Annotated in this window: 18 protein-coding genes; 16 read left to right on the top strand and 2 right to left on the bottom strand. The window is 59.7% G+C overall.

The window, feature by feature from the left end:
- Positions 1-347 precede the first annotated feature (347 nt).
- From mraZ to lpxC, 16 genes are all read left to right on the top strand, one after another.
- Positions 348-803: a division/cell wall cluster transcriptional repressor MraZ gene (gene mraZ / locus ACVWXD_RS19910; RefSeq protein WP_003171868.1), complete on the top strand. Its 456-nt coding sequence runs from the start codon at positions 348-350 to the stop codon at positions 801-803.
- Entirely contained in the window at positions 800-1747 is a 948-nt protein-coding gene (gene rsmH, locus ACVWXD_RS19905; protein ID WP_032886315.1) for a 16S rRNA (cytosine(1402)-N(4))-methyltransferase RsmH, read from the top strand. Before mraZ ends, rsmH begins: the two co-directional genes overlap by 4 nt.
- Complete coding sequence (ftsL, locus tag ACVWXD_RS19900) at positions 1744-2037, top strand: cell division protein FtsL (RefSeq protein WP_003216203.1); 294 nt, start codon at positions 1744-1746, stop codon at positions 2035-2037. Before rsmH ends, ftsL begins: the two co-directional genes overlap by 4 nt.
- Positions 2037-3779: a peptidoglycan D,D-transpeptidase FtsI family protein gene (locus tag ACVWXD_RS19895; protein ID WP_163033163.1), complete on the top strand. Its 1743-nt coding sequence runs from the start codon at positions 2037-2039 to the stop codon at positions 3777-3779. The genes ftsL and ACVWXD_RS19895 overlap by 1 nt, the downstream gene beginning before the upstream one ends.
- Complete coding sequence (murE, locus tag ACVWXD_RS19890; protein WP_260367766.1) at positions 3779-5242, top strand: UDP-N-acetylmuramoyl-L-alanyl-D-glutamate--2,6-diaminopimelate ligase; 1464 nt, start codon at positions 3779-3781, stop codon at positions 5240-5242. Before ACVWXD_RS19895 ends, murE begins: the two co-directional genes overlap by 1 nt.
- Positions 5235-6605 carry a UDP-N-acetylmuramoyl-tripeptide--D-alanyl-D-alanine ligase gene (locus ACVWXD_RS19885; RefSeq protein ID WP_457371269.1) on the top strand — a complete coding sequence of 457 codons (1371 nt, stop codon included), beginning with the start codon at positions 5235-5237 and terminating at the stop codon, positions 6603-6605. Before murE ends, ACVWXD_RS19885 begins: the two co-directional genes overlap by 8 nt.
- Entirely contained in the window at positions 6605-7687 is a 1083-nt protein-coding gene (mraY, locus tag ACVWXD_RS19880; RefSeq protein WP_032886319.1) for a phospho-N-acetylmuramoyl-pentapeptide-transferase, read from the top strand. Before ACVWXD_RS19885 ends, mraY begins: the two co-directional genes overlap by 1 nt.
- A gap of 6 nt (positions 7688-7693) precedes the next feature.
- Positions 7694-9040: a UDP-N-acetylmuramoyl-L-alanine--D-glutamate ligase gene (murD, locus tag ACVWXD_RS19875; RefSeq protein WP_457371268.1), complete on the top strand. Its 1347-nt coding sequence runs from the start codon at positions 7694-7696 to the stop codon at positions 9038-9040.
- The gene (ftsW, locus tag ACVWXD_RS19870; RefSeq protein WP_032886321.1) at positions 9037-10260 is read left to right on the top strand and encodes a putative lipid II flippase FtsW; all 1224 of its coding nucleotides are present in this window, start codon (positions 9037-9039) and stop codon (positions 10258-10260) included. Before murD ends, ftsW begins: the two co-directional genes overlap by 4 nt.
- On the top strand, positions 10250-11320 hold the full coding sequence (gene murG, locus ACVWXD_RS19865) for an undecaprenyldiphospho-muramoylpentapeptide beta-N-acetylglucosaminyltransferase (protein ID WP_181642826.1): 1071 nt from the start codon (positions 10250-10252) through the stop codon (positions 11318-11320). The genes ftsW and murG overlap by 11 nt, the downstream gene beginning before the upstream one ends.
- Positions 11313-12758, top strand: a complete 1446-nt coding sequence (gene murC / locus ACVWXD_RS19860) for a UDP-N-acetylmuramate--L-alanine ligase (RefSeq protein WP_032886323.1) — start codon at positions 11313-11315, stop codon at positions 12756-12758. Before murG ends, murC begins: the two co-directional genes overlap by 8 nt.
- A complete protein-coding gene (locus ACVWXD_RS19855; protein ID WP_099601151.1) occupies positions 12755-13711 on the top strand; it encodes a D-alanine--D-alanine ligase in 957 nt (318 codons plus the stop codon). The genes murC and ACVWXD_RS19855 overlap by 4 nt, the downstream gene beginning before the upstream one ends.
- A 4-nt stretch (positions 13712-13715) precedes the next feature.
- Positions 13716-14585, top strand: a complete 870-nt coding sequence (locus ACVWXD_RS19850; protein ID WP_032886325.1) for a cell division protein FtsQ/DivIB — start codon at positions 13716-13718, stop codon at positions 14583-14585.
- Positions 14586-14600: 15 nt separating this feature from the next.
- Complete coding sequence (gene ftsA / locus ACVWXD_RS19845) at positions 14601-15863, top strand: cell division protein FtsA (RefSeq protein ID WP_032886326.1); 1263 nt, start codon at positions 14601-14603, stop codon at positions 15861-15863.
- Positions 15864-15929: 66 nt separating this feature from the next.
- Positions 15930-17135 (top strand): cell division protein FtsZ, encoded by a 1206-nt coding sequence (ftsZ, locus tag ACVWXD_RS19840; RefSeq protein WP_095183868.1) that lies wholly within the window; start codon positions 15930-15932, stop codon positions 17133-17135.
- 112 nt (positions 17136-17247) lie between these two features.
- A complete protein-coding gene (gene lpxC, locus ACVWXD_RS19835; RefSeq protein ID WP_003171886.1) occupies positions 17248-18159 on the top strand; it encodes a UDP-3-O-acyl-N-acetylglucosamine deacetylase in 912 nt (303 codons plus the stop codon).
- Between the two features lie 154 nt (positions 18160-18313).
- Here the strand turns inward: lpxC and ACVWXD_RS19830 are convergent, their stop codons facing one another.
- Together ACVWXD_RS19830 and ACVWXD_RS19825 are read right to left on the bottom strand one after the other, a co-directional pair.
- Entirely contained in the window at positions 18314-19810 is a 1497-nt protein-coding gene (locus ACVWXD_RS19830) for a sensor domain-containing diguanylate cyclase (protein ID WP_099601152.1), read from the bottom strand.
- A gap of 87 nt (positions 19811-19897) precedes the next feature.
- A complete protein-coding gene (locus ACVWXD_RS19825; RefSeq protein WP_099601153.1) occupies positions 19898-21226 on the bottom strand; it encodes an OprD family porin in 1329 nt (442 codons plus the stop codon).
- Between the last annotated feature and the right edge of the window lie 178 nt (positions 21227-21404).

Raw genomic sequence — 21404 nt, 5'->3', positions numbered from 1 at the left:
CTTCTGCCCGAGTCTCGGGCAGAAAACCGGTAATAACGCAAGAATCCTTCCCTGCCAAATCATTGGCAGATGCATCTTCGTAATACCAAAAAAATCTTACTCTTAATAAATTACTTTAACTTTAAGTCGTAGCTCTTTGAGCTATTTGCCCTTATTGGGTCAAAAATACCGCCGAACTCTGGTTTCTCCTGCTTTTACGCTCCTAAATCTCCGTTCTGTAAGGCTTTTCCTTGAATCCGCGCCTTGACGGTGTGGTGGGCGCATTCCTATAGTGTGCGCAAGTGGCGGAAAGTGGCACAAAGTGGGTTTTTTGAACGTAAAACGCTAAAATTTGGAGAAACGCATCTGTGTTTCGCGGAGCTAACGCTATCAGTCTCGATGCAAAAGGCCGTCTCGCCATGCCGAGCCGGTATCGTGACGAGCTGATTTCGCGAAGTTCCGGGCAATTAATCATCACTATCGATGCTGTTGATCCTTGTTTATGTGTTTACCCGCTCGATGAGTGGGAGTTGATTGAAACCAAATTGCGCGCCCTGCCTTCATTGCGTGAAGAAAACCGCCGCCTGCAGCGTTTGCTGATCGGTAATGCCGTCGACCTTGAGCTCGATGGCAGTGGTCGTTTTCTGGTGCCCCCGCGTCTTCGCGAGTACGCCAAGCTGGACAAGCGCGCAATGCTGGTTGGCCAACTGAACAAGTTCCAATTGTGGGACGAAGATGCCTGGGATGCTGTTTCTGCAGCTGACCTGGCTGCTATTCAACAACCGGGCGCTATGCCTGATGAACTGCGTGATTTGATCCTGTGACTATTGATAGCGGCTTTAACCACATCACCGTACTGCTTGACGAAGCCGTTGAGGCTCTCGCCGTACGCGCGGATGGCTGCTATTTGGATGGCACCTTTGGCAGGGGCGGACACAGCCGGTTGATACTCAGCCAGCTCGGTCCCGACGGTAAGCTCCTCGGGTTCGACAAAGACCCCCAAGCGATTGCCACCGGGCAAGCGCTAGCGGCCGAAGACGGCCGCTTTGTCGTTGTGCAGCGCAGCTTTGCCGAGCTGGGTGCTGAAGTCGCCGAGCGTGGTATGGCGGGCAAGGTGGCCGGGGTTTTGCTCGACTTAGGCGTGTCTTCGCCACAGCTCGATGATCCGGAGCGCGGCTTCAGCTTCATGAACGATGGCCCTCTCGATATGCGCATGGATCCTACCCGTGGCATCAGTGCGGCACAGTTCATCGCCACCGCTCCCCATGAAGAAATTACCCGCGTATTCAAGGAATACGGTGAAGAGCGTTTCGCTGGTCGCATGGCACGTGCCGTGGTGGAGCGCCGTGAAATTCAGCCGTTCGAACGCACCGCCGACCTGGCCGAAGTACTCAAAGTCGCCAACCCTGCATGGGAAAAGGGCAAGAATCCTGCGACCCGTGCGTTCCAAGGCCTGCGCATTCACGTCAACAACGAACTGGGCGATCTGGAAGCTGGTCTTGAAGCCGCGCTGGATGCTTTGGAAGTGGGCGGTCGCCTGGTGGTGATCAGTTTCCACTCCCTTGAAGACCGCATCGTCAAATTGTTCATGCGTCGGTTGGTCAAGGGTGAGTCCGACAACCTGCCGCGCAACCTGCCGGTGCGTTTCGAAGCCTTTGTGCCGAAAATCAAAATCCATGGCAAAGCGCAGTTTGCTTCCGAAGCCGAACTCAAGGCCAACCCACGCTCCCGTAGCGCCGTCATGCGCGTCGCGGAGAAGCTGCGGTGAGCAAGCTTTTCGCCAAGCCCCTGCCGGGCGGCAGCTTCTTTATGTTGCTGTTGTTTGTCGGCGTGCTGGTGTCCGCGATTGCGGTGTCCTACAGCGCCCACTACAACCGTCAACTGCTTAACACCCTGTACGGGGAATTGAGTGTGCGCGACAAAGCGCAGGCGGAATGGGGTCGGTTGATCCTGGAGCAAAGCACCTGGACGGCCCATAGCCGTATCGAAGTTCTGGCCACCGAACAACTGAAAATGCACATTCCGGGCGCGGCCGAAGTCCGCATGGTGGCGCCATGATGAAGCTCGAGGGCGCACTTTATCCATGGCGCTTCCGACTGATGCTCGGGTTGCTGGCATTGATGGTGGGGGCGATTGCCTGGCGGATCATTGACTTGCAGGTCGTCGACCGTGACTTCCTGATCGGCCAGGGCGACGCCCGTAGCCTTCGTCATATCCCGATTCCTGCGCACCGCGGCCTGATTACCGACCGTAACGGCGAGCCTCTGGCCGTCAGTACGCCGGTAACTACCCTGTGGGCCAACGCCAAGGAGTTGCAGGTTGCCAAGGACAGGTGGCCACAACTGGCTGCCGCACTGGGCCAGGATCCAAAAGCCTTGGCCGAGCGCCTTGAGGCTCAAGCCAATAAAGAATTCATCTACCTTGTTCGTGGCCTCACCCCCGAGCAGGGCCAGCAAGTGCTCGACCTTAAAGTCCCCGGTGTCTACGGCATCGAGGAATTCCGTCGTTTCTATCCGGCCGGTGAAACCACCGCCCACATGGTCGGCTTTACCGACATCGATGACCACGGCCGCGAGGGCGTGGAGTTGGCCTACGACGAATGGCTGGCTGGTGTTCCTGGTAAACGACAAGTCATCAAGGATCGGCGCGGCAGACTGATCAAGGATGTCCAAGTCACCAAAAACGCCAAGGCCGGTAAGCCCTTGGCGTTGTCGATTGACCTGCGTCTGCAATACCTGGCCAACCGCGAGCTGCGTAACGCGATCATCGAGAACGGCGCCAAGGCCGGCAGCCTCGTGATCATGGACGTGAAGACCGGCGAGATCCTGGCTATGGTCAACCAGCCGACCTACAACCCGAATAACCGTCGCAACCTGCAGCCGGCGATGATGCGCAACCGCGCCATGATCGACGTGTTCGAGCCGGGTTCGACCATGAAAGCCATCTCCATGAGTGCCGCCCTGGAAACCGGGCGCTGGAAACCCAGCGACAAGGTCGAGGTGTACCCAGGCACTTTGCAGCTGGGCAAATACACTATTCGTGACGTATCGCGCACCGAAGGTCCGGTATTGGATTTGACAGGCATCCTGATCAACTCCAGTAACGTCGGCATGAGTAAGGTCGCCTTCGATATCGGCGGTGAAACCATCTACCACCTGGCGCAGAAAATCGGCTTGGGCCAACCCACCGGTTTGGATTTTCCCGGTGAGCGTGTCGGCAACCTGCCGAACTACCGCGACTGGAAAAAGGCCGAGACCGCCACGCTTTCCTACGGTTACGGCCTGTCGGTAACCGCAATCCAACTGGCGCACGCGTTCTCCGTGCTGGCCAACAACGGTCGCATGGTGCCGCTGAGCCTGATTCACGTCGACGAAGCGCCGAAAGCCACCCAGGTGATCCCGGAAAACGTCGCCAAGACTATGCAAGGCATGCTGCAACAAGTGATCGAAGCGCCGCGCGGTGTATTCCGTGCCCAGGTGCCGGCGTATCACGTGGCAGGCAAGTCCGGTACCGCGCGTAAAACGTCAGTGGGTACCAAGGGCTATGCCGAAAACTCCTACCGTTCGCTGTTCGCCGGCTTTGGCCCGATGAGCGATCCACGTTACGCCATTGTTGTAGTGATCGACGAGCCGAGCAAAGCCGGTTACTTCGGTGGTCTGGTCTCGGCGCCAGTGTTCAGCAAAGTGATGTCCGGCACCCTGCGCTTGATGAACATCACGCCGGACAACTTGCCGCCGACTCAACAAGCGAATGCCGGACCACCGGTTGCTGCAGTCAAAGCCAATGGAGGGCGCGGCTGATGTCTCTTAGCCTGAATAAGATTTTCGCCCACGCTGGTCGCGATCTGCTGATTCGCGAGTTGACCCTCGACAGCCGTAACGTGCGCGCCGGTGATCTGTTCCTGGCGGTGCCAGGCGGCAAGGTCGATGGTCGTGCGCATATCGCCGACGCCTTGCAGCGCGGCGCCGCAGCCGTGGCTTATGAAGTGGAAGGCGCCACCGTGCTGCCGATCACCGACGTGCCGCTGATCCCTGTCAAAGGCTTGGCCAAGCAATTGTCGGACATCGCCGGGCGCTTCTATGGCGACCCGAGCCGCCATCTCAATCTGGTGGGTGTGACCGGTACCAACGGCAAGACCAGTGTGACCCAACTGGTTGCCCAAGCGCTTGACCTGCTGGGCCAGCACTGCGGCATCGTTGGCACCCTTGGCACCGGTTTTTATGGCGCGCTTCAAAGCGGCCTGCACACCACGCCCAATCCTATTGCTGTGCAAGCGACCCTGGCCGACCTGAAAAAGGCCGGTGCCAAGGCGGTTGCCATGGAAGTCTCGTCCCATGGTCTGGACCAGGGCCGCGTAACCGCCCTGGCCTTTGATGTGGCGGTGATGACCAACCTTTCCCGCGACCACCTGGACTACCACGGCACGATGGAGGCGTATGCGTCCGCCAAGGCCAAGCTGTTCGCCTGGAATGACCTGAAGTGCCGGGTTGTGAACCTGGACGACGAGTTCGGTCGCCAGTTGGCTGCGCAGGACAGCGAATCGCGTTTGATCAGCTACAGCCTGCTGGACTCCAGCGCGTACCTGTATTGCCGCGAAGCCCAATTTAATGACGAAGGCGTTCGCGCCACGTTGGTAACGCCCCAAGGCGAACATCACCTGCGCAGCACCTTGCTCGGGCGGTTCAACCTCAGCAACGTCCTCGCCGCTATCGGCGCGCTGCTTGGCCTGGATTACGCCCTGGACGAAATCCTCAAAGTGCTGCCGAAGCTGGAAGGTCCGGCTGGTCGCATGCAACGCCTGGGTGGCGGCACCCAGCCGCTGGTGGTGGTTGATTACGCCCACACCCCGGATGCCCTTGAAAAAGTCCTCGAAGCCTTGCGTCCTCACGCCAAAGGGAAGTTGCTGTGCCTGTTCGGTTGCGGCGGTGATCGCGATCGCGGCAAGCGTCCGCTGATGGCCGAGATTGTCGAGCGCCTGGCCGACGGCGTACTCGTCACCGATGACAACCCGCGCAGCGAAAACCCGAGCCAGATCTTCGACGATATCCGCGCAGGCTTTAAAGACGCGTCCAAGGCTACTTTCGTTGCCGGTCGTGGTGCCGCCATCGCCCAGTTGATCGCCAGTGCCAGCGCTGATGACGTGATAGTACTGGCCGGCAAGGGACACGAGGACTACCAGGAAATCAATGGCGAGCGTCATGCCTTCTCCGATCTGGTCGAGGCCGATCACGCCTTGACCGCCTGGGAGATTGCCCATGCTTAAAGCGATGAAATTCAGCGAGCTGAGCCAGGCTCTGTCCGCTCGTATGCTGTCGAGCGATTGCTGCTTCGATGGCGTGAGTATCGACAGTCGCGCGATCAAGCCAGGGCAACTGTTTGTCGCCTTGGCCGGCCCGCGTTTTGACGGCCACGATTACCTGAACGAAGTTGCCGCAAAAGGTGCCGTGGGTGCCTTGGTTCAGCGCGAAGTCGCCGACTCCACCTTGCCGCAACTGCTGGTCGCGGATACCCGCTTGGCTCTCGGTCAATTGGGTGCGCTGAACCGTGCCGCTTTTGATAAGCCTGTCGCCGCCGTTACCGGCTCCAGCGGCAAGACAACGGTCAAGGAACTGCTTGCTGGTGTACTGCGTACGCGCGGCCCGGTGCTTGCGACCCGTGGCAACCTTAATAATGACTTTGGCGCTCCGCTGACCCTGCTTGAACTCGCCCCGGAACACACGGCGGCAGTGATCGAACTGGGGGCTTCGCGTATCGGCGAAATCGCCTACACCGTGGCGCTGACCAAGCCCCACGTAGCAATTATCAACAACGCCGGTACTGCCCACGTTGGCGAGTTCGGTGGACCGGAAAAAATCGTCGAAGCCAAGGGCGAGATTCTTGAGGGCCTGGATGCATCTGGCACCGCGGTTTTGAATTTAGACGACAAGGCCTTCGAGACCTGGCGTGTACGCGCCGCCGGTCGCAAGGTCCTGACATTTGCCGTGCTTAACGCAGCGGCTGATTTCCATGCATCCAACATCACCGTCGATGCCCGTGGCTGCCCGTCCTTCACCTTGCACACCCCGCAAGGTGACGAACACGTGCAACTGAATTTGTTGGGCAACCATAACGTCGCCAATGCCCTGGCCGCCGCCGCTGCGGCCCATGCCTTGGGCGTTTCGCTGTTCGGTATTGCCACGGGCCTGGGCGCGGTGCAACCGGTCAAGGGTCGTACCGTGGCGCAGTTGGCAACCAACGGCATGCGTGTGATTGATGACACCTACAACGCCAACCCATCGTCCATTAATGCCGCTGTAGACCTGCTAAACGGTTTTGACGGTCGCAAGGTGCTGGTACTGGGTGACATCGGCGAATTGGGCGACTGGGCTGAACAAGGCCACCGCGAAGTCGGCGCGTATGCCGCAGGCAAAGTCGACGCCCTCTACGCCGTTGGTACGAACATGGCCCATGCCGTGGCTGCCTTTGGCCAAGGTGCGCGACATTTCGCAACCCAGGCCGAGTTGATTCAGGCGCTGGGCACAGCAGAACAAGACAAACACACAACCATTTTGATCAAGGGATCGCGCAGCGCGGTGATGGAAAACGTCGTCGCGGCCTTGTGTGGCTCAAGTACGGAGAAACATTAATGCTGCTGCTGCTGGCTGAGTATCTGCAACAGTTCCACAAAGGCTTCGCGGTCTTTCAGTACCTGACCCTGCGCGGGATCCTGGGTGTGCTGACCGCGCTGTCTTTGTCGCTGTTTTTGGGGCCGTGGATGATCCGCACCCTGCAGAACCTGCAAATTGGTCAATCGGTTCGTAATGACGGCCCGCAGTCGCACCTGTCCAAGTCCGGCACCCCGACAATGGGCGGCGCGTTGATCCTGTCGTCCATCGGCATCAGCACCTTGCTGTGGGCCGACCTGCACAACCGCTACGTCTGGGTGGTGCTGCTGGTGACCCTGCTGTTCGGCGCCATCGGCTGGGTCGATGACTACCGCAAAGTGATCGAGAAAAACTCCAAGGGGCTGCCAAGCCGCTGGAAGTATTTCTGGCAGTCTGTGTTCGGCCTGGGCGCAGCGATCTTCCTGTACACCACGGCGCCAAGCGCAGTGGAAACCACCCTGATCATCCCGATGCTCAAGGACGCCAGCATTCCATTGGGTATCGGCTTCGTGGTGCTGACCTACTTCGTGATCGTCGGCTCCAGCAACGCGGTGAACCTGACCGACGGCCTCGACGGCCTGGCGATCATGCCGACGGTGATGGTGGGCGGCGCGCTTGGCATCTTCTGCTACCTGTCAGGTAACGTGAAATTCGCTGAGTACCTGCTGATCCCTTATGTACCGGGCGCGGGTGAACTGATTGTGTTCTGCGGCGCACTGATCGGTGCCGGTCTGGGCTTCTTGTGGTTCAACACCTATCCGGCACAAGTCTTCATGGGCGACGTCGGCGCCCTGGCGCTGGGCGCAGCCCTGGGCACGATCGCGGTGATTGTTCGCCAGGAAATCGTGCTGTTCATCATGGGCGGTGTGTTCGTGATGGAAACCCTGTCGGTGGTCATCCAGGTGGCGTCCTTCAAGTTGACCGGGCGCCGCGTGTTCCGCATGGCGCCGATTCACCACCACTTTGAACTCAAGGGCTGGCCCGAGCCACGCGTGATCGTCCGTTTTTGGATCATCACTGTGATTCTCGTACTGGTTGGCCTTGCCACCCTGAAACTGAGGTAGAAACGAGTGTCCTTGATCGCTTCAGACCACTTCCGCATCGTTGTCGGCCTCGGCAAGAGCGGCATGTCCCTGGTTCGCTTCCTGGCGAACCGGGGCACGTCGTTTGCCGTGGCCGATACGCGGGAAAATCCACCGGAGCTGGTCACGCTGCGCCGTGACTACCCGCACGTGGAAGTGCGTTGTGGCGAGCTGGATGTCGAGTTTCTATGCCGCGCCGATGAGCTCTACGTGAGCCCCGGCCTGGCACTGGCGACACCGGCCCTGCAAGCCGCAGCGGCCCGTGGCGTTAAGCTGTCCGGCGATATCGACCTGTTCGCGCGTAACGCGAAAGCGCCGATCGTAGCCATCAGCGGCTCCAACGCGAAAAGCACCGTGACCACCCTGGTCGGTGAGATGGCGATGGCGGCCGGCAAGCGCGTGGCCGTGGGCGGTAACCTCGGCACCCCGGCGCTGGACCTGCTCAGCGACGACATCGAGCTGTACGTGATGGAACTGTCTAGTTTCCAGCTGGAAACCACCCATGACCTCGGCGCCGAAGTCGCCACTGTTCTGAACGTCAGCGAAGACCACATGGACCGCTACAGCGGCCTGCCGGCATATCATCTGGCCAAGCACCGGATCTTCCGCGGCGCCAAGCAATTTGTGGTCAACCGCCAGGATGCCCTGAGCCGTCCGCTGATGGGCGAGGGCATGCCCTGCTGGACCTTCGGTTTGGGCAAGCCCGACTTCAAGGCCTTCGGTATCCGCGAAGAGAACGGCGAGAAATACCTGGCCTTCGAATTTCAGAACCTGATGCCAGTGCGCGAGCTGAAAATTCGTGGTGCCCATAATCAGTCCAACGCCCTGGCGGCATTGGCGCTTGGCCATGCCGTTGGCCTGCCATTCGACGCGATGCTCTCCAGCCTGCGCACCTTCGCCGGTCTTGAACACCGCTGCCAGTGGGTGCGTGATCTCGATGGCGTCAGCTATTACAACGACTCCAAAGCCACCAACGTCGGCGCCGCACTGGCTGCGATCGAAGGGCTTGGCGCCGATATCGACGGCAAGCTGGTGCTGATCGCTGGTGGCGATGGCAAGGGCGCCGATTTCAAAGATCTCAAGGCACCGGTGGCTGCGCATTGCCGCGCCGTGGTCTTGATGGGCCGCGACTCCGACTTGATCGCCGCCGCGCTTGGTGACGCCGTGCCACAGGTGCGTGCCACCTCCTTGGACGACGCCATTGCCCAATGCAAAGCCCTGGCTCAACCAGGCGATGCGGTACTGCTGTCGCCGGCGTGCGCCAGTTTCGACATGTTCAAGAACTACGAAGAGCGCGGCCAGTTGTTCGCCTGCGCCGTGGGGGGCTTGGCATGAGCATTGATTTCAGAAACATCATTAAGCCGTACCCGTCGCCGATCATTACCGGGCGCGGCATCGACCTCGATTTCCCAATGCTCGCCGGTTGCCTCGCGCTGCTGGGCCTGGGCCTGGTGATGATCACCTCGGCCTCTTCCGAAGTGGCTGCCGTGCAGTCGGGCAACACCCTGTACATGATGATCCGTCACCTGGTGTACCTGATCATCGGTCTGGGTGCGTGCATCGTCACCATGATGATCCCCATCGCCACCTGGCAGCGTCTCGGTTGGCTGATGCTGATCGGCGCGTTTGGCTTGCTGGTCATGGTGATCGTGCCGGGTATCGGCCGCGAGGTGAACGGCTCGATGCGCTGGATTGGTTTCGGCGCGTTCAACGTGCAACCGTCTGAAATCGCCAAGGTGTTCGTGGTGATCTATCTCGCCGGTTACCTGGTGCGTCGTCAGAAGGAAGTGCGCGAAAGCTGGATGGGCTTCTTCAAACCATTCATCGTGCTTTTGCCCATGGCCGGCCTGTTGCTGATGGAGCCCGACTTCGGCGCCACCGTCGTGATGATGGGCGCGGCCGCGGCGATGCTGTTCCTCGGCGGCGTGGGCCTGTTCCGCTTCAGTTTGATGGTGGTGCTGGCAGTGGCGGCCGTGACCATCCTGGTGCAGGCGCAACCCTACCGGATGGCGCGTCTGATTACCTTTACCGACCCGTGGTCCGACCAGTTTGGCTCCGGCTATCAATTGACCCAGGCGTTGATCGCCTTTGGTCGTGGTGAGTGGCTGGGCGTTGGCCTGGGCAATAGCGTGCAGAAGCAGTTCTACCTTCCGGAAGCCCACACCGACTTCGTGTTCTCGGTACTCGCCGAAGAGTTGGGCGTGGTTGGTTCGCTGTGCACCGTCGCGCTGTTTGTGTTCGTGTGTGTACGCGGCATGTACATCGGCTTGTGGGCCGAGAAGGCCAAACAGTATTTCGCCGCCTATGTGGCGTACGGCTTGTCGTTCCTGTGGATCGGCCAGTTCTTGATCAATATCGGTGTGAACGTCGGCCTGCTGCCGACCAAGGGGCTGACCTTGCCGTTCCTCAGTTACGGCGGCAGTTCGCTGGTGATTTGCTGCGCCTGTCTGGGCTTGTTGCTGCGCATCGAGTGGGAGAGTCGAACCCACTTGGGCAGCGAAGAGATGGAGTTCAGCGAAAGCGACTTCGCCGAGGAGCCGACCCATGGGCGCTAATGTGCTGATCATGGCTGGCGGCACTGGGGGCCACGTATTCCCAGCCCTGGCGTGTGCGCGCGAGTTCCAGAACCGTGGCTACACCGTGCATTGGTTGGGCACGCCGCGCGGTATCGAAAACGAATTGGTACCGAGTGCCGGCTTGCCGTTGCATCTGATCAACGTCACAGGCCTGCGCGGCAAAGGCAAGTTGTCCTTGCTCAAGGCACCTTTCGTCTTGCTCAAGGCGGTGTGGCAGGCGCGCAAGGTCATCCGTGAATTGCAGCCAGTGTGTGTGCTCGGTTTTGGTGGTTATGTAACCGGCCCTGGCGGCGTCGCGGCCAAGCTCGCCGGTGTGCCGGTGATCGTGCACGAGCAGAACGCTGTGGCCGGCACCGCCAACCGCTTGCTGGTGCCGTTGGCTGCGCGGGTGTGTGAAGCGTTTCCCAACACTTTCAGTGTGTCGGATAAGCGCCGTACCACCGGCAACCCGGTGCGCACCGAGCTGTTTATGGCCATCGCCCGCGAAGCGCTCGCGGGTCGCAAGGCGCACCTGCTGATCCTGGGCGGAAGCCTGGGCGCTGAGCCATTGAACAAATTGCTACCGGAAGCGGTGGCGCAACTCCCTGTGGAATTGCGCCCGGAGATCTTCCATCAGGCCGGCAAGAACCACGATGAAATCACCGCCACGCGTTATCGCGAAGCCGGTGTTGAGGCGAACGTACAGCCTTTCATCAAAGACATGGCCCATGCCTATGGCTGGGCCGACCTGGTGGTCTGTCGCGCTGGTGCGCTGACCGTCAGTGAACTGGCCGCCGCCGGTCTGCCGTCCTTGCTGGTGCCTTTGCCCCACGCCATCGACGATCACCAGACCCGCAACGCCGAATATTTGGCCGGGGAGGGCGCTGCCTTCCTGCTGCCGCAAAGAACGACTGGCGCCGCCGATTTGGCCGCACGCCTGACCGAGGTTTTGATGCAACCGGAACGACTCAACAACATGGCGAGCACCGCAAGCCGCCTGGCCAAACCTGACGCAACCCGCACCGTGGTGGATATCTGCCTGGAGGTGGCCCATGGTTGAGAATCAGAAAGCCATGCCACAACCCGAGATGCGCCGCATCCGTCGCATCCACTTCGTCGGTATCGGCGGCGTGGGCATGTGCGGCATTGCCGAAGTGTTACTAAACTTGGGCTACCAAGTGTCCGGCTCGGACTTGAAAGAGTCGCCGGTCACCGAGCGCCTGAAGTCGTTTGGTGCACAGATTTTCATCGGCCACCGCGCTGAGAACGCCGCTGAGGCCGACGTGCTGGTGGTGTCCAGCGCTGTGAACACCTCCAACCCGGAAGTGGCCACCGCCCTTGAGCGCCGCATTCCCGTGGTGCCACGTGCCGAGATGCTGGCCGAGTTGATGCGTTATCGCCACGGCATCGCCGTCGCCGGTACCCACGGCAAGACCACCACGACCAGCCTGATCGCTTCGGTGTTCGCCGCTGGTGGCCTGGACCCGACCTTCGTTATCGGTGGCCGCCTGAATGCAGCCGGCACCAATGCCCAGCTCGGCACCAGCCGCTACCTGATCGCCGAAGCCGATGAAAGCGACGCGAGCTTCCTGCACCTGCAACCGCTTGTGGCCGTCGTGACCAACATTGACGAAGACCACATGGCGACCTACGACGGTGACTTCAACAAGTTGAAGAAAACCTTCGTTGAGTTCCTGCATAACCTGCCGTTCTACGGTTTGGCGGTGGTATGCCTGGACGATCCGGTAGTGCGTGAAATCCTGCCGCTGGTCAAGCGTCCGACCGTGACCTACGGCTTCAGCGAAGACGCCGACGTGCGTGCGATCAATGTGCGCCAGGAAGGCATGCAAACCTTCTTCACCGTACTGCGTCCTGACCGTGAGCCGCTGGATGTGTCGGTGAACATGCCGGGCAACCACAACGTATTGAACTCCCTGGCGACCATCTGCATCGCTTCCGATGAAGGCGTCAGCGATGAAGCCATCGTGGAAGGCCTGTCGCGTTTTGCGGGTGTCGGCCGTCGTTTCCAAGTCTACGGCCAACTGCCGGTAGAGGGTGGCGACGTGATGCTGGTGGACGACTACGGTCACCACCCGACTGAAGTTGCCGCAGTGATCAAGGCCGTGCGCGGTGGTTGGCCGGAGCGCCGCCTGGTGATGGTCTACCAACCGCACCGCTACAGCCGGACCCGCGATCTGTATGACGACTTCGTCAATGTATTGGCCGATGCCAACGTGCTGCTGTTGATGGAGGTTTACCCGGCCGGTGAAGAACCGATCCCGGGCGCCGATAGCCGCAAGCTGTGCAACAGCATTCGTCAGCGTGGTCAGCTTGACCCGATCTACATCGAGCGCGGTGTGGACCTGGCACCGATCGTCAAACCGCTGCTGCGCGCTGGTGACATTCTGCTGTGCCAAGGCGCAGGTGATATCGGCGGCCTTGCCCCTAAACTATTGGCGAGCCCGCTGTTTGCCGCCGAGAAGGGGAAGTCGAAATGACCACTGACTACGGCTCCCTGTTTTCGACAATCGCGCCAGCCGACTTCGGCCGTGTGGCGGTGCTGTTCGGCGGCAAGAGCGCCGAGCGCGAAGTGTCGCTCAAGTCCGGCAACGCCGTGCTCGAAGCCCTGCAAAGCGCCGGCGTGAATGCGTTTGGTATCGACGTAGGCGATGACTTCCTCGCCCGCCTGCAGGCCGAAAAGATCGACCGCGCCTTCATTATTCTTCACGGCCGTGGCGGTGAAGACGGCAGCATGCAGGGTCTGCTGGAATGCGCCGGTATTCCTTACACCGGCAGTGGCATCCTCGCCTCGGCACTGGCCATGGACAAGTTGCGCACCAAGCAGGTATGGCACAGCCTGGGTATTCCAACCCCGCGTCACGCTGTTCTGTGCAGCGAAGACGATTGTATTTCTGCAGCCAAGGAACTGGGCCTGCCTTTGATCGTCAAACCAGCCCATGAAGGCTCCAGTATCGGCATGGCCAAAGTGAACTCGGCCGCCGAATTGATCGACGCATGGAAAGCGGCAAGTACCTACGATTCGCAAGTGTTGGTGGAACAGTGGATCCAGGGTCCCGAGTACACCATCGCCACCCTGCGTGGCCAAGTATTGCCGCCTATCGCATTGGGCACGCCCCACACCTTTTACGACTACGACGCCAAGTACCTGGCATCCGATACCCAGTATCGGGTCCCATGCGGCCTTGACGCAGCCAAGGAACAGGAATTGATGGACCTCACGGCGAAGGCCTGTGAGGCGCTGGGTATCGCCGGCTGGGCGCGGGCAGACGTGATGCAGGATGACCAGGGGGAATTCTGGTTCCTGGAAGTCAACACTGCGCCAGGCATGACCGACCACAGCCTGGTACCTATGGCCGCTCGCGCAGCCGGCTTGGATTTCCAGCAGTTGGTGCTGGCAATTCTTGCCGCCAGCATTGAGCCAAGAGGCTAAGGACATGAAAGGCGCATCGCTTCGTCATCAGCCCCCACAAGCACCGAGCCGCAAGCCGGTGCCACGGGGTGCCAGCCGAATGGTGGCTAAAGAGCCGATGTCGGCGCGCCTGCCGAAAGCCAACTTTGGTTTCCTCAAGGCGCTGTTCTGGCCGGTGCTGCTGGTGGCATTGGGTTTCGGCACTTACGAAGGTGCGCAGCGTCTATTGCCGTACGCCGACCGTCCGATCACCAAGATCAGCGTGCAGGGCGACTTGAGCTACATCAGCCAGCAAGCGGTGCAGCAGCGCATTGGCCCGTACCTGGCCGCGAGCTTCTTCACCATCGACCTGGCCGGTATGCGCGGTGAGCTGGAACAGATGCCGTGGATCGCCCACGCCGAAGTCCGACGTGTGTGGCCGGACCAGGTGACGATCCGCCTGGAGGAACAACTGCCCGTGGCCCGTTGGGGTGATGAAGCGCTGTTGAACAACCAGGGCCAGGCGTTCACCCCGCGTGAGCTGGCCAACTATGAGCACCTGCCGCAGCTGTTCGGGCCGCAGCGGGCGCAGCAGCAAGTAATGCAGCAGTACCAGGCCTTGAGCCAGATGCTGCGGCCAATGGGCTTCTCCATTGCACGCCTGGAACTGCGTGAACGGGGTAGCTGGTTTTTGACGACCGGGGCAGGCAGTTCCGGCCCGGGCATCCAGTTGTTGCTGGGACGCGACCGCTTGGTGGAAAAGATGCGCCGTTTCATTGCCATCTACGACAAGACCTTGAAAGAACAGATTACGAACATTGCGAGCGTCGACCTGCGTTACGCCAACGGCCTTGCCGTCGGCTGGCGTGAACCGGCTGCGCCCACGGCAGCGCAACCCGCTGTCGCGAAGAATTAAGAAGAGGCAGGACCCATGGCAAACGTGCAAAGCGGCAAAATGATCGTCGGTCTCGATATCGGCACCTCCAAAGTGGTGGCGCTGGTGGGCGAGGTCGGGGAAGACGGCGCGATCGAAATCGTCGGTATTGGCACGCATCCGTCCCGGGGCCTGAAGAAGGGCGTGGTGGTGAACATCGAGTCCACTGTGCAATCGATCCAGCGCGCTATCGAAGAAGCGCAGCTGATGGCCGGTTGCCGGATTCACTCGGCGTTTGTCGGCGTCGCGGGCAACCATATCCGTAGCCTGAACTCCCACGGCATCGTGGCGATCCGTGACCGTGAAGTCAGCGCCGCCGACCTTGAGCGCGTCCTCGACGCCGCCCAGGCCGTGGCGATCCCGGCCGATCAGCGCGTGCTGCACACCCTGCCGCAGGATTACGTGATCGATAACCAGGAAGGCGTTCGCGAGCCTCTGGGCATGTCGGGCGTACGTCTGGAAGCCAAGGTCCACGTGGTGACCTGCGCTGTCAACGCTGCACAGAACATTGAAAAATGCGTGCGCCGCTGCGGCCTGGAAATCGACGACATCATTCTTGAGCAACTGGCGTCTGCGTACTCGGTACTGACCGACGACGAGAAAGAGCTGGGCGTGTGCCTGGTGGACATCGGCGGCGGCACCACTGACATCGCGATCTTCACCGAGGGTGCGATCCGTCACACCGCCGTAATCCCGATTGCAGGCGACCAGGTTACCAACGACATCGCCATGGCGTTGCGTACACCGACCCAGTACGCCGAAGAAATCAAGATCCGCTACGCCTGCGCCCTGGCCAAGCTGGCCGGTGCCGGCGAAACCATCAAGGTTCCGAGCGTGGGCGACCGTCCACCGCGCGAACTGTCGCGCCAGGCTTTGGCCGAAGTGGTCGAGCCGCGTTACGACGAGCTGTTCACCCTGATCCAGGCTGAACTGCGTCGCAGTGGCTACGAAGATTTGATCCCGGCCGGCATCGTGCTGACGGGTGGCACCTCGAAGATGGAAGGCGCGGTCGAACTGGCCGAGGAAATCTTCCACATGCCGGTCCGCCTGGGCGTGCCCCATGGCGTCAAAGGCCTGGGAGACGTGGTGCGCAACCCGATTTATTCCACCGGTGTGGGCTTGCTGTTGTACGGACTGCAAAAGCAGACCGACGGCATTTCCCTGTCGGGCCCGAGCATCCGTGACAGCTACCGCAGCGACGACGAGGCCAAAGCGCCGTTGTTCGAACGGTTGCAGGCTTGGGTAAAAGGCAATTTCTAAAGCTTTACCGCAACACCGACGTAAGCAGTAGGCGAAAAAACTAGAGATAACGAAAGGAGAGGGAACATGTTCGAACTCGTAGACAACATCCCCGCCAGCCCGGTCATCAAAGTGATCGGTGTCGGCGGTGGCGGCGGCAACGCTGTCAACCATATGGTCAAGAGCAACATTGAAGGCGTTGAATTCATCTGCGCCAACACTGATGCCCAGGCGCTGAAAAGCATCGGCGCGCGGACCATCCTGCAATTGGGCACTGCTGTGACCAAGGGCCTCGGCGCTGGCGCCAATCCGGAAGTCGGCCGTCAAGCCGCTTTGGAAGACCGTGAGCGTATTGCCGAAGTGCTGCAAGGCACCAATATGGTGTTCATCACCACTGGCATGGGCGGCGGTACCGGTACCGGTGCGGCCCCGATCATTGCCGAAGTGGCCAAGGAAATGGGCATTCTGACGGTTGCAGTCGTAACCCGTCCGTTCCCGTTCGAAGGTCGCAAGCGCATGCAGATCGCCGACGAAGGTATCCGTCTGCTGTCTGAAAGCGTCGACTCGTTGATCACCATTCCTAACGAGAAATTGCTGACCATCCTGGGCAAGGACGCAAGCCTGCTGTCTGCGTTCGCCAAGGCTGACGATGTACTGGCCGGTGCCGTTCGCGGTATTTCCGACATCATCAAACGCCCAGGCATGATCAACGTCGACTTTGCCGACGTACGTACTGTCATGAGCGAAATGGGCATGGCGATGATGGGCACTGGCTGCGCCAGCGGTCCTAACCGTGCACGTGAAGCCACCGAAGCGGCCATCCGCAACCCGCTGCTGGAAGACGTGAACCTGCAAGGCGCACGCGGCATCCTGGTGAACATCACTGCCGGTCCTGACCTGTCCCTGGGTGAGTACTCCGACGTGGGTAGCATCATCGAAGCCTTCGCTTCCGAGCACGCGATGGTCAAAGTCGGTACCGTTATCGATCCAGACATGCGCGACGAACTGCACGTGACTGTGGTTGCTACCGGCCTGGGCGCGAAAATCGAGAAGCCTGTAAAGGTTATCGACAACACCGTTCATACAAACCATGCCAGCCACGCCAGCCAATCGGCTGCAGCTCCAGCGCCTGTGCGCCCGGAAATGCCGTCGGTGAACTACCGTGACCTGGATCGTCCGACCGTGATGCGCAACCAGGCTCAGGCCGGTGCTGCGGCGTCCCGTAGCCCGAATCCGCAAGATGACCTGGACTACCTGGACATCCCGGCATTCCTGCGTCGTCAGGCCGATTGATGGAATGTATCAGGGCTATGAAGGTGATTGGTGTTCAGCAAAGGTCTGGTCTGCTATTATCGCCAGCCTTTGTTGATACCAGTTCGCAATTTGCGCTCAAGCGGTCCAAGCCATGATTAAACAACGCACCCTGAAGAATATTATTCGTGCCACAGGTGTAGGTCTGCACTCCGGGGAGAAGGTATACCTGACCCTCAAACCTGCACCTGTCGACACCGGCATCGTGTTTGTTCGTGCCGACCTGGACCCTGTGGTGCAGATTCCTGCTCGCGCGGAAAACGTTGGCGAAACCACTATGTCGACCACATTGGTCAACGGTGACGTCAAAGTGGACACGGTGGAGCACTTGCTCTCGGCCATGGCTGGCCTGGGCATCGATAACGCCTACGTCGAGCTCTCCGCGTCCGAAGTCCCTATCATGGATGGCAGCGCTGGACCCTTCGTATTCTTGATTCAATCTGCCGGCCTGGAAGAACAGGACGCAGCCAAGAAGTTCATACGCATTCTGCGGGAAGTGACAGTAGAAGACGGCGACAAGCGCGCCACCTTCGTCCCGTTCGAAGGCTTTAAAGTGAGCTTTGAGATCGATTTCGATCACCCGGTATTCCGTGACCGCACCCAAAGTGCAAGCGTGGATTTTTCCAGCACTTCGTTCGTAAAAGAAGTCAGCCGCGCCCGTACCTTTGGTTTCATGAGTGACATCGAGTACCTGCGCAAGCACAACCTCGCACTCGGCGGCAGCGTTGAAAACGCCATTGTGGTCGACGCGGATGGTGTACTGAACGAAGACGGCCTTCGCTACGAAGACGAATTCGTGAAGCACAAGATCCTCGATGCAATCGGTGACCTCTACCTGCTGGGCAATAGCCTGATAGGCGAGTTCAAAGGCTTCAAGTCGGGCCACGCCCTTAACAACCAGCTGCTGCGCAAGTTGATTGAGCAGACAGACGCTTGGGAAGTCGTGACCTTCGAAGATGCCAGCACCGCACCGATCTCTTACATGCGTCCCGTTGCGGCGGTGTAAGTAACAACTCTCTTTCTTTAGTTTTTAAAGGCTGCCTTCGGGTGGCCTTTTTTTATGGCTGTTTTTCTGGTGAACAGACTTGCTGTGGCAAGCGGGCCTGTTGTGGTGAGTTAGGCTGTGACAGCAAGTCTTCTGTGGACATTAGTCTGATGCCTCATGACAGCGTTGCTGCATCCACGATCCGATTACGCCCCGTATGCTTGGCCTCATACAACGCCTGGTCCGCACTCAGCAGCAATGCTTCCAACGACATACGACTGTGCTTATCCCAGGTGCTCATACCAATACTCACAGTAATCGGCCGCTCATCCCCGGCTATCCGCGGTAAGTGTTCGACGCTGCTGCGGATGTGCTCGGCGATTACCTGTGCGCCCTTGGCATCGGTAATCGGAAGCACCACTGCAAATTCCTCACCGCCATAGCGCGCCGCCAGATCAGCAGGGCGACGAATGTTGCCGCCGATCACTTGGGCCACGGAGCGCAAGGCTTCATCGCCCCCCTTATGGCCATGGCGATCGTTAAATGCCTTGAAGTGGTCCACGTCAATCATCAGAAGCGTCATCGGCTCCGTTGAGCGTTGGGCGCGGTCCCATTCCAGGCGCAGGCGTTCATCCAGAATGCGGCGGTTGGGCAGGCCGGTGAGGGCGTCGGTGGCTGCCAGTTCTGACAGCACCCGTTCTGCGCGGTAGCGTCGTCGCAGTTCACGACGCAGCATCCAGGTCAGCCACAACAGACCTATACACAGGATGCCGGTGGCGCCACTGGTCAGCAGCGCGGCGCGTTTCCAAGGGGCGAATACATCTTCACTGGACAGTGCCACTACCACGATCAGCGGTAATTCCCCGACGTTGGTGAACGTGTACAGGCGCTCCTTGCCGCTGAGAGCCGAGATGGCTTGGAAGCTGCCACTGCCTTCACTCAGCATGCGCTTGAAGTTCGGTCGCTCGCTCAAGTCCTTATCGATCATGTCGCGTTCGAGCAGCGGCTGTTGGGCCAACAAAATGCCTTTGTTGTTGAGCAGGTTGACGCTGCTGCCGTTGCCGATGGTCAGGGTGTTGAACAGTTGGTCGAAATACGCCAGACGCATGGTCGCGACCGCAACGCCGGCAAACTCACCGTTGGGTCCTGATACTCGCCGGCTGAATGCCATGCGCCAGACCTGGTCACAGTCGCAATGGATTTTGAACGGTCGGCTGATGAACAAACCGGCCTGGCTGTCCTTTACGTGCACCTGGAAATAATCGCGGTTAGAAAAATTACGCGGCGTCGGCTGCAGCGTTGATGAGTCTGCGATAACGGCGCCGGTGGGGTCCAATAACAGCACTTCGCCCTTGAAAGGCGCTGCGGTGGCGAGGTCGAACTGCACCAGATGCTGGATACTCGCGGCCACCTGGGACAGGTCTTCGCGTTGTTTGGCCGCAATCAGCCCTTTGAGTGCCAGGTCATACAATTCAACGTTGCGCAGCACGTCGGCATTGATCAGTTGGGCAATGTTGGTGGTTGAACGTTTGGCTTCCTGAAGGGTGCTGGCGTGTTCGCGGACCAACAACGCCGCAACGATAATCACAATCAGGGCGACCGTGAGGCCGCTGCCCAGAATCAGAAAAAGCTCAGGATGTGCAGGCGAGGTACGAACAGGGCGTTGACTCATCGGGCAGACTTCAGCGGTGTGAATGCTGGCAGTTTAGTTCTACCCGATGAAAATTAAATCATTGGCTAAAAAGAAAGATTCCAGGGGTCAGAACACGTTGATCGGGTAGTCGATAATCACCCGATATTCATCCACGTCCCGGTCAACCGCCGAATAACCATTGCTGCCGCGGTTGGTTGCCCATTGAAAACGCATTGCCAAATCCTTGGCCTTGCCGCCTTGCACCACGTATTTCACGTCGATATCCCGTTCCCAGTGCTTGGCGTCTTTGCCATCGGCGCTGTACCAGGCGCTGTAGCCTCGGCTTTGCGGGTCGACCTTGGTCAGGTCGGTCTTGCCACTGATGTAGGACACCGCCGAGGTCAGCCCGGGCATACCGAGGCCGGCGAAGTCATAGGCGTACTTGAGCTTCCACGAGCGCTCGTTGGGGCCGTTGAAGTCCGAGTATTGTTGGGAGTTATCCAGGTACACGCTGTCGCCCTGAGCGATGTAGTCGAACGGCGTGTTTCCGTTGACCCGCTGGTAAGCGGCGGTGACGCTGTGATTACCCACGCCCACGGTGAAATGCAGGCTGTAGGTGTTGTTGTCGATGCCGCCGAGCAACGACTGGCCGGTGTCTTGGGTGTGGTAGTAGTGCAGACCCGGGTTGAGGCTGACCAGGTCATTGAGTGCGTAGGTGTAGTCCAGGTCGTAGTAGTACTGGTGCCACACGTCCTTGAGTTCGGAGGCGTACAGGTTGCTGGTCAGGCCGGGAATGCCGCTGAACGAAACGCCGGCCCAGTTCATGTGCTGGCTGTCGGTGTTAGTCGGCAGCGCGCCGTAGCTGGTGCCAATGCGACGGTGGCCGCTCTGGTTGTAGAGCTTGGTGAAGCTGGCCTGGCCGCCTTCGAACATCCAACCGTCGAAGCTGTGATTGCTTAGGCTCACGCCGCGGAAAGTCTGCGGCAGCATGCGCGTCTGGCCGCCCGCGATGACCGGGTTGTTGAGGAACAGATCACCGGCCTTCAACTCGGTATCAAAGGCACGCATCTTCAAAGTAGCGCCAGCGGTGGAGAACGATCCGGGGGCTTTGCCGCTGCCGTCAGTACTGCCGTAGGGAAGAATGCTGGAGCCGTCAGTGCCGCCACCGCCGTCGAGTTTGAGGCCGAGCATGGCGTGGGCATCCAGGCCGAAGCCGACGGTGCCTTGGGTGTAGCCGGATTCGAAAGTGCCGAGAAAGCCTTGGCCCCACTCCTTGCTGTCATCGGTATGAATGTCACGACGGTCGCGGTTCATGTAGTAGTTGCGGGTGTTGATGTTGAGGTGCGAGCCCTCGATGAAACCTTCAGTAGGGGTAGTGTCTGCCGCGTGGGCAAGGGGGACGATCGTTGCTGCAATCGCGAGGAATAACGGGGTGAACGTCAGCGAGTTCTTCACCGGTAAGGCTCCTTTGGTCTATCGAAAACGGCCAATGTCGTGGGGGTGTGCCTGGCCTTTTTTACGGCAAAAAAAAGCCGCTGATATCAGCGGCTTTAAGACAGATTCCCAGTGTAGAGCCCTGGAAATAAGTCGAGGGAAATTCGGGTAAGCGGGTAGCTGCCTTTGCCGCCGCGCT

The organism is Pseudomonas sp. TE3911, from assembly GCF_054062775.1.
The sequence above is the reverse complement of the archived record's forward strand: the minus strand, read 5'-3'. Positions and strand labels throughout refer to the sequence as shown.